Source organism: Photorhabdus heterorhabditis (assembly GCF_001280945.1).
Classification (GTDB): Bacteria; Pseudomonadota; Gammaproteobacteria; order Enterobacterales; family Enterobacteriaceae; genus Photorhabdus; species Photorhabdus heterorhabditis.
In genome coordinates this window covers 1-9,252 of record NZ_LJCS01000094.1, presented here as the reverse complement: position 1 = coordinate 9,252, position 9,252 = coordinate 1, and the positions used below count along the sequence as shown (strand labels likewise).

Here is a 9,252-nt window from a genome sequence, read left to right as displayed (position 1 = left end):
TACTGAATGGGCATACGCTGGATCTCTCACACTTTGTCCATCAACTGATTGAACAATCTCCGGAGCATGAAACGATGTTGATGACTATTGCAGAACAGCTTGAACAAAAAGGGCGCGAGCAAGGTATTGAGCAGGGCCGAGAGGAAGGTAAAGTGGAAACGGCTCGAGCCTTGTTACGGCATGGCGTCAGTCTGGATATTATTGTCACCAGTACCGGACTGAGCCGGGATAAAATTGAAGCGTTAAAGCATTAAATTAATCTTCTTTTTATACAGCAAAATGCCGATATTCAAGATCGGCATTTTTGTTCTTATTTATAGGGAGAGAAATGACACCTTAAGAGCGTGGGGAACGCGATTAGGTGATTTGTTTGCGGAAATAAAATGACTTGTTCTGTTTCGTCAAGACCTCAATTTTATTGCAATATTCTTCCCCAGCAATTGGGTTGCCTGTTGAAAGATGACGGGTATATACCCAATAGATTTCAAGATGCATCGCGACGGCAAGGGAGCGAATCCCTGGGAGCATAGATAACTATGTGACTGGGGTGAGTGAGTGCAGCCAACAAAGAGGCAACTTGAAAGATAACAGGTATAGATGGGATTATGGAAACCATAAACCCATTACTGATTGAAAATATTTACAGTGACCAGGTTAATTGTTGCCAGCCATGTCGTTGTGCTTCGGTTTTTAAACGGGCATCGGCATTGATCGTAATGACTTCGTCGGCAAATTGACACATTGGTAGATCATTAATTGAATCACTGTAAAAACGGATAATTTCAGGATAACTGTTTTGTTGTTCCAGCCACTGTTTCATTCGTTTTACTTTACCTTCGCGAAAAGTCGCAATACCGTCTATTTGGCCGGTATAACAGCCATTTTCCGTCACCATATCAATGCCTAGTGCAGTGTGAATCCCTAATTCGGCAGCAATCTTTTTCACAATAAAAGAGACTGTAGCTGAGATAATAATGACTGGAATTTGTTGCTGTTGATATTCTGCAATAAGAGCTTTAGCTTGCGGGTAAAATCGAGGTCTGATTTTTTCTTTAACAAACTCAACTAACCAAAGATCAACTTGTTTTTGTGGAACTTGGTGCAGTGTTTGCAGGATAAATGCTAGATAACTACTCATGTCAAGTGAACCTGAGTTGTAATCAGCCATCATTTTTTTATCTGCTTCGATAAAACTTGGATCACTAATGATACCTTTTTCCCATAGAAACTCTGTCCATATGGCACTGGAATCACCGGAGATTAAGGTGTCATCCAGATCAAACACGGCAAGCAGTTGTGACATAGTGTTGTGTTCCTCGTGATAAATAGTAACAAGAGCACGCTTTTCTGGCTAAAAAGCGTATGATTTATACAGATATTTATAACAAATAAGATGTCATAATGATGATGCAACAACAAGTAACCGGTGTAGAACGAGGCTGGTGGATTATCAGTGATGAAAATCGTATTTGGCTCCCTAAAGGTGAATTACCTTTTGGAATAGCTGCTCAATGGTCACTGCAAGGAAAAATAGCATTGCTTATCGGTGAGTGGCAGGGTGAGAAAGTTTGGCTTATTTGCCAGAAAATGAATTCAAATATGGTTTCCTTACGGCATATTGTTTCAAGCGATCGCGGCTTGTTTCAATTAGCAGGCCGGGGAGTGCAGTTGGCAGAGTTTTATCGTTCCCATCAATATTGTGGTTATTGTGGCCATGAAATGAACCATAGTGTCAGTGAATGGGCTTGTTTGTGTAACCATTGTCATGAACGTTATTATCCGCAGATTGCACCTTGTGTTATTGTCGGTATTCGTCGGGATGATCAGATCTTATTGGCTCAACATCAGCGCCATCGTGATGGCATACATACAGTGCTTGCTGGGTTTGTTGAAGTAGGTGAAACACTTGAAGAAGCTGTGGCTCGTGAAGTGATGGAAGAGAGTAATATTAAAATTCGCAACTTACGTTATGTCGCTTCTCAACCGTGGCCTTTCCCCCATTCATTGATGATGGCATTTCTAGCTGATTATGACAGCGGTGAGATTTGTCATGATCCGAAAGAATTGATTAGTGCAGATTGGTATCACTATGACCAACTGCCATTGATTCCACCACACAATACTATTGCCCGTCGGTTGATTGAAGATACGGTTGTTCTGTGCCGAAATGCGTAATGCATGGTTTGGCGCAATTCAACGGGAGAGATTTATCTGTCATGTTACAATGATGTCCTAATCATTACAGTCAGATAATATTGCGGCCAATAAATAAATGGAGCCTGTCATGAATGAGTTGAAAAACGACCGCTATTTGCGTGCCTTATTACGCCAACCCGTTGATGTTACACCTGTATGGATGATGCGTCAGGCTGGCCGCTATTTACCGGAATATAAAGCCACCCGTACCGAAGCTGGTGATTTTATCTCTCTATGTAAAAATACTGAACTTGCCTGCGAAGTCACTTTGCAACCTTTGCGACGTTATCCATTGGATGCAGCAATTCTTTTCTCTGATATTCTCACTATTCCTGATGCAATGGGGCTGGGACTCTATTTCGAAGCAGGTGAAGGCCCGCGTTTTAAATCTCCTATTTTAAACAGTGCTGATGTGGAAAAACTACCGGTTCCCGATCCTGAGATGGAGCTGAGTTATGTGATGGATGCAGTGCGTGCAATCCGTAAGGCACTGGCGGGTCAGGTTCCTTTGATTGGATTCTCTGGTAGCCCGTGGACGCTGGCGACTTATATGGTGGAAGGTGGCAGTAGTAAGGCATTTACTAAAATCAAAAAAATGATGTATGCCGAACCTGCCGTAATGCATCTGTTGCTGGATAAATTGGCAGACAGTGTCATCCTTTACCTTAATGCTCAAATTAAAGCAGGCGCTCAGTCTGTGATGATTTTCGATACTTGGGGAGGCGTGCTGACTGGCCGGGATTATCGTGAATTTTCCCTGCGTTATATGCACAAAATTGTTGATGGTCTGATCCGTGAAAATGAAGGTCGTCGGGTACCAGTGACACTGTTTACCAAAGGTGGTGGGCAATGGCTGGAAGTAATGGCTGGAACCGGTTGTGATGCTCTTGGCTTGGATTGGACGACTGATATTGCCGATGCTCGCCGTCGTGTGGGGAATAAAGTCGCTTTGCAGGGTAATATGGACCCATCTATGTTATATGCTTCTCCAGAACGGATTGAACAGGAAGTTTCAACAATTTTGCAAGGTTTTGGTGTGGGTTCTGGTCATGTCTTTAACCTTGGTCATGGTATCCATCAGGATGTACCACCGGAACATGCTGGTGTATTTGTTGAGGCGGTACACAAACTTTCAGCTAAATATCATCAGTAAAAAATATGATCAACACAAAAGCATTACGTCAGGAACAAATAGAAAAGGCTCAGCAGGTTATCTGTTATGATGATTTTTCCTCACCAAAACTGATTGCTGGTGCTGATGTGGGCTTTGAACAGCAGGGAGGAATTACCCGCGCAGCGATAGCTGTTCTCTCTTACCCTGATCTTGAGTTGGTGGAATATCAGATAGCTCGAATTGAAACTACGCTTCCTTATATTCCTGGTTTACTCTCTTTCCGTGAATATCCTGCATTGATGGCGGCTTGGCAGTTGTTGGAACATAAACCTGATCTAGTAATGGTGGATGGTCATGGTATTGCTCATCCACGTCGTTTAGGTGTTGCCAGCCATTTTGGTTTATTGGCGAATATTCCTACAATCGGTGTAGCAAAACGCCGTTTATGTGGTGAAAGTGAGTCTTTGGGTGAGCAGCCTGGCAATTGTCAGCCTCTAATTGATAAAGAGGAACAGATTGGTTGGGTATGGCGAAGTAAAAAACGCTGTAATCCATTGTATATTTCTCCAGGGCATAAAATCAGTCTTGATAGTGCATTGCTATGGGTGGAGCGCTGTGTAAAAGGTTATCGCTTGCCCGAAACAACCCGCTGGGCGGATGGTATAGCCTCAAATAGAGCGTTTTTTAAACAAATAATGCAGAAAAATCCTTAAATTCGGTGTAAATGTGTGGATATTCTTGAATTTCAGGTAAACTGCGGAGCACATTATGCATAATGAGTAAGAACTAATGTTACGAAACCCGATACATTTACGGTTGGAGAAACTTGAAAGTTGGCAGCATTTGACCTTTATGGCGAGTCTATGCGAACGGATGTATCCAAATTACCAGATGTTCTGTCGTCAGACTGCGTTTGCAGAACCTGCTCTTTACCGCCGTATTTTGGATCTGGTGTGGGAAATATTAGTTGTAAAAGATGCTAAGGTTAATTTTGATAACCAGTTGGAAAAGTTAGAACAAATTATTCCATCAGCAGACGATTATGATATTTACGGTGTATATCCGGCAATTGATGCATGTATTGCATTAGGGGAAATGGTCCATTCCCGTCTGAGTGGTGAAACATTGATACATGCCATTGCAGTGAGTGAAATTTCAATTCGCACTGTTGCTATGCTTGAAATGACTCGGGCCGGGAAAGAAATGACCGATCAAGAATTAAAAGAATTACCAGCCATTGAGGAAGAGTGGGATATTCAATGGGAGATTTATCGCTTATTAGCCGGCTGTGAAGAGCGGGATATTGAGTTGATTAAAGGATTGAAAGCTGACCTCTGGGAGTCAGCCATTAGCAACATTGGTATAAATTTAACGCAGTAAAGTGAAAAAACGTGATTTAATGCTTTAAATGCCATGTTCAAAGGCTTCACTTTTGCCCCCACTCTGTTCTACATTTGGGGGGTGAAAAGAAGTGGCTATCGGTGCGTGTATGCAGGGGTGCTGTCATTCGGCATATCCGTCGCACTCGATGCTTTGCAAACGATAAACACACTGTAAGGATAATCTATGAATAAGACTGAATTAGTTGATGCAATCGCAGAAAGCACAGACCTGACTAAAGCTCAGGCAAAAGCTGCTCTGGAATCAACTTTGAATGCAATCACCGAATCCCTGAAAACGGGTGATTCAGTACAGCTGGTAGGTTTTGGTACTTTCAAAGTTAACCACCGTGCAGAGCGTACTGGTCGTAACCCTCAAACCGGTAAAGAAATTACAATCGCGGCTGCAAACGTACCTGCTTTTTCTGCTGGTAAAGCTTTGAAAGACGCAGTTAAATAATTTCATTGCAAAAAAGAAAAAATAGAAGGGGTATTATTTATCCCCTTTTGTTGGTTCGTCAGGGGCTGATGACACTAGGATTCGTCTTCGCGCTCAGCGCCTGTACCAATCAACCTAAAGAACCTCTTTTTAGTGCAAGTGGATTCATCGCAGATGATGGTGTTGTTCGCTTGTGGCGCCTCAACGATCAAAATAATAAACCTCTGGTTCTGATGAGTGTTTATAGCCCTTACCGTAATGATAATACCGTCGTCACTTTTTACGAATATAAGCAAGGTGATTTGCGCCAAATTCGCCGTGAAATTCTGAATGATGAAAATCCACTGGCTGAACAACTTCGTTTGAATAAATTCGGTGATGTGATTTTTATGCAGAAGCAGTTAAAAACACGGCGTGAACCACTTTCCAATGATGATATTGTTCGTATGCAATTTGATGCTAAACGGACTCTTGAATTAAGTGATGCACTGATAGTAGGCAATGTGCGTTTGATGCAAGGTCACTGGAATAACGGCAAGGTCACTACCTGTACGGGTGAAATGATTTCCGTTGAGTTTGAACCTTACGCTAAGTCATGGCTTGAACAGCGCGAAAAAAACAGTTACGGCCAATTAACCATTGCTTGGTTGGAGGCTTCTGCTGGCCGCGAGTTACTGTTGGTGGCAAATAATGATTTTTGCCGTTGGGAGCCGACGAAGGACAGCCTCTGATTCTGACCTCCGCCAGTTTTTGATTACTTCAGCCGATTAATGGCCCGATATCCAATATCTTTGCGGTAGAAACAGCCATTCCATTTAATCTGTTCTGCTTGCTGGTAAACCTTTTTCTGTGCATCAGCAATAGTGTCTCCTAATGCTGTGACACATAGAACACGTCCACCGGCGGTAATAACATTATTATCCTGCAATGCTGTGCCTGCATGGAAAACTTTGTTGCTTGCATTTTCCTGTTGAGGCAAGCCATGAATAATATCGCCTTTGTGATAATCAGCTGGATACCCGTTTGCAGCCAGTACCACGCCCAGAGCAGGGCGTTTGTCCCAATCAGACGTTTTACCAGCAAGTTCGCCTTTGGCGCCAGCCAGACAAAGTTCAATCAGATCGGAACGCATACGCATCATAATCGGCTGGGTTTCCGGATCACCAAAGCGGCAGTTAAATTCAATCACTTTTGGTTCTCCATCTTGATTAATCATCAATCCGGCATAAAGAAAACCCGTATAGATATTACCTTCAGCAGCCATACCATTGACGGTAGGATAAATAACCTCTTCCATAATACGCTGGTGGATCTCATCGGTGACTACCGGAGCGGGCGAATAGGCTCCCATTCCGCCAGTATTTGGGCCAGTATCATCGTCACCTACGCGTTTATGATCCTGGCTGGTGGCCATAGGAATGACATTTTTGCCATCGACCATAACGATAAAACTTGCTTCTTCACCAGTCAAAAACTCTTCAATAACAATTCGGTGGCCGGCATCACCAAACGCATTTCCGGCTAGCATATCTTTTATTGCGGACTGGGCTTCTTCCCGTGTCATAGCAACAATCACACCTTTACCCGCAGCCAACCCGTCAGCTTTTATAACAATAGGAGCGCCGACTTTATCCAGATAGGTGAGGGCAGGCTCGATTTCTGTAAAATTCTGATAAGAGGCAGTCGGAATCTTATGGCGTGCTAGAAAATCTTTGGTGAATGCTTTTGAACCTTCTAACTGAGCGGCTGCTTGAGTTGGGCCAAAGATAGTTAGTCCCGCTTGTTGAAATATATCGACAATACCCATTACCAGTGGTGCTTCAGGGCCAACGACAGTCAGCCCGATATCATGGCTTTGTGCAAATGCTAATAGGCCGTTGATATCTGTTGCTGAGATATCAATATTTTCCAGATGACTTTCCAACGCCGTCCCTGCATTTCCCGGAGCAACATAGACCTTATCAGCCAAAGGAGATTGTGCTGCTTTCCATGCCAGAGCATGTTCGCGTCCACCGCTACCAATAATTAAAATATTCATCAAATTAACCCCTGTTATTGATTAGTGGCGGAAATGGCGCATACCAGTGAAGATCATGGCAATGCCGTGTTCATCTGCGGCTGCGATTACTTCGTTATCGCGGATTGAACCGCCGGGTTGGATAACACAGCTCACGCCGACAGCCGCAGCGGCATCAATACCATCACGGAATGGGAAAAATGCGTCAGATGCCATTGCGCATCCCTGAACATCTAAACCTTCATCAGCTGCTTTAATTCCGGCAATTTTTGCAGAATAGACACGGCTCATCTGGCCTGCGCCGATTCCGATGGTCATATCATTTTTTGCGTAAACAATGGCATTGGATTTGACAAACTTAGCGACTTTCCAGCAGAACAGAGCATCTTTCATTTCTTGCTCAGTTGGCTGACGTTTGGAAACTACATGCAGGTTATCGGCTGTTACCATACCAAGATCACGATCTTGTACGAGCAGGCCACCGTTGACACGTTTGAAATCAAGGCCAGCAATGCGAGTTTCCCACTCACCAGATATCAGAACACGGACATTTTGCTTGGTAGCCAGCACTGGTAATGCCTCTTCATTTACTGAGGGAGCGATAATCACCTCTACAAATTGGCGGTCGATAATAGTTTGTGCAGTTTTAGTATCAATTTCGCGGTTAAAAGCAATAATGCCACCAAAAGCGGAGGTTGGATCTGTTTTGAATGCGCGATCATAGGCTTCGTGAATATCTTTACCAATTGCTACGCCGCATGGATTAGCATGCTTAACAATCACACACGCGGGTTCTACGAATTCCTTAACGCATTCTAGGGCTGCATCTGTATCTGCAATATTATTATAAGAAAGTGCTTTGCCTTGTAACTGAGTTGCTGTTGCGATAGATGCCTCAGCGAGATTCTCTTCTATATAGAAAGCTGCATTCTGGTGACTATTCTCGCCGTAACGCATATCTTGCTTTTTAATAAAATTCAGATTTAAGGTCCGGGAGAAACGCCCTGATGGTTGAGTAATATCACCATAATAAGCAGGAACCAGTTTGCCAAAGTAGTTAGCAATCATGCTGTCATAAGCAGCAGTGTGTTCAAATGCTTTAATTGCTAAATCGAAACGGGTCGATTGTGTCAGTGAACACTGGTTGCTATCCATCTCTTCAATGATTTTTTCATAATCATTACTATTAACTACGATTGCGACATCTTTATGATTCTTAGCCGCAGAGCGAACCATAGTTGGGCCGCCGATATCAATGTTTTCAACAGCGTCTGCCAAAGTACAATCTGGTTTAGCAACGGTCTGAGCGAATGGATATAGATTCACAACTACCATATCGATTGGTGAGATGTGATGTTGTGCCATGATTTCATCATCTTGTCCACGGCGACCAAGGATTCCACCATGTACTTTAGGATGCAGTGTTTTAACGCGGCCATCCATCATTTCAGGAAAGCCAGTGTAATCTGAAACTTCAGTAACTTTCAGCCCTGATTCAGATAGTAAATAGGCTGTACCACCAGTAGAGAGTAATTCAACACCGCGTTCAGATAAGGCTTTCGCAAATTCAACAATCCCTGATTTGTCGGAAACACTAAGCAGGGCACGGCGGATTGGACGAAGCTGTTGCATTGGTTTGATCCCTTGGATTTTGTGAGGCAGTAACATGTTATTGGGAAGAACCCACCATATAAATAAGGACATAAAAAATGAGTACTGCAATAACATTTCAGAACAGTCGGATAAAATCACATGATGATTTTATCCCTCGGATTGTAACGAAAACGTTTGCGTGATGCTCGATAAATTTTCATTCGATTATCCATTTGTGGGTAAATCTGTTGATAAGTGAGTATAAAGTGGTGTTTTGCTGTGGGATTAATCAAACGATCAATTTTATTAAAAATAATTATTGCCAGCGCCGAAGAACGCCCTATAATGCGCCACCACTGACCGACACAACGCTGAGAAAACGTGTGAGGTTGGGCAGGGGAGCGCAAATAAGCGCTTGACTCTGCGGGCAAAAAGCGTAATATACGCAGCCCGGCTGACCGAGAATATCAAATTTTAAGGTGGCCTGCTCTTTAACAATTAATCAGACAATCTG

Annotated in this window: 11 protein-coding genes; 7 read left to right on the top strand and 4 right to left on the bottom strand. The window is 43.2% G+C overall.

The genetic code is table 11. The annotated features are described in order from the left end of the window. A partial coding sequence (locus AM629_RS19670) for an Rpn family recombination-promoting nuclease/putative transposase (RefSeq protein WP_235525548.1) occupies window positions 1-254 on the top strand: 254 nt, incomplete at its 5' end. Between the two features lie 386 nt (window positions 255-640). On the opposite strand, the gene AM629_RS19665 is transcribed toward AM629_RS19670, so the two are convergent. Next, complete coding sequence (locus AM629_RS19665; protein ID WP_054481307.1) at window positions 641-1,303, bottom strand: HAD family hydrolase; 663 nt, start codon at window positions 1,301-1,303, stop codon at window positions 641-643. Between the two features lie 104 nt (window positions 1,304-1,407). Here AM629_RS19665 and nudC point away from each other — a divergent pair, with 104 nt between their 5' ends. The 6 genes from nudC to AM629_RS19635 all read left to right on the top strand — a co-directional run bounded on the left by nudC (window position 1,408) and on the right by AM629_RS19635 (window position 5,859). Continuing rightward, on the top strand, window positions 1,408-2,175 hold the full coding sequence (gene nudC / locus AM629_RS19660; RefSeq protein ID WP_054481309.1) for an NAD(+) diphosphatase: 768 nt from the start codon (window positions 1,408-1,410) through the stop codon (window positions 2,173-2,175). Between the two features lie 109 nt (window positions 2,176-2,284). Next, window positions 2,285-3,349 (top strand): uroporphyrinogen decarboxylase, encoded by a 1,065-nt coding sequence (hemE, locus tag AM629_RS19655; RefSeq protein WP_054481305.1) that lies wholly within the window; start codon window positions 2,285-2,287, stop codon window positions 3,347-3,349. Between the two features lie 5 nt (window positions 3,350-3,354). Continuing rightward, window positions 3,355-4,023: a deoxyribonuclease V gene (nfi, locus tag AM629_RS19650; RefSeq protein ID WP_054481303.1), complete on the top strand. Its 669-nt coding sequence runs from the start codon at window positions 3,355-3,357 to the stop codon at window positions 4,021-4,023. Window positions 4,024-4,099: 76 nt separating this feature from the next. After that, window positions 4,100-4,690, top strand: a complete 591-nt coding sequence (locus tag AM629_RS19645; RefSeq protein WP_054481302.1) for a YjaG family protein — start codon at window positions 4,100-4,102, stop codon at window positions 4,688-4,690. Window positions 4,691-4,876: 186 nt separating this feature from the next. Continuing rightward, window positions 4,877-5,149 (top strand): nucleoid-associated protein HU-alpha, encoded by a 273-nt coding sequence (gene hupA / locus AM629_RS19640; protein ID WP_054481300.1) that lies wholly within the window; start codon window positions 4,877-4,879, stop codon window positions 5,147-5,149. Window positions 5,150-5,217: 68 nt separating this feature from the next. Further along, window positions 5,218-5,859: a DUF1481 domain-containing protein gene (locus AM629_RS19635; protein ID WP_054481299.1), complete on the top strand. Its 642-nt coding sequence runs from the start codon at window positions 5,218-5,220 to the stop codon at window positions 5,857-5,859. A 23-nt stretch (window positions 5,860-5,882) separates the two neighbouring features. Here the strand turns inward: AM629_RS19635 and purD are convergent, their stop codons facing one another. From purD to AM629_RS24045, 3 genes are all read right to left on the bottom strand, one after another. Further along, window positions 5,883-7,166: a phosphoribosylamine--glycine ligase gene (gene purD / locus AM629_RS19630; protein WP_054481297.1), complete on the bottom strand. Its 1,284-nt coding sequence runs from the start codon at window positions 7,164-7,166 to the stop codon at window positions 5,883-5,885. A gap of 21 nt (window positions 7,167-7,187) precedes the next feature. Further along, complete coding sequence (gene purH, locus AM629_RS19625; RefSeq protein WP_054481295.1) at window positions 7,188-8,777, bottom strand: bifunctional phosphoribosylaminoimidazolecarboxamide formyltransferase/IMP cyclohydrolase; 1,590 nt, start codon at window positions 8,775-8,777, stop codon at window positions 7,188-7,190. 116 nt (window positions 8,778-8,893) lie between these two features. Continuing rightward, on the bottom strand, window positions 8,894-9,145 hold the full coding sequence (locus tag AM629_RS24045) for a hypothetical protein (RefSeq protein ID WP_161804250.1): 252 nt from the start codon (window positions 9,143-9,145) through the stop codon (window positions 8,894-8,896). Window positions 9,146-9,252 lie beyond the last annotated feature (107 nt).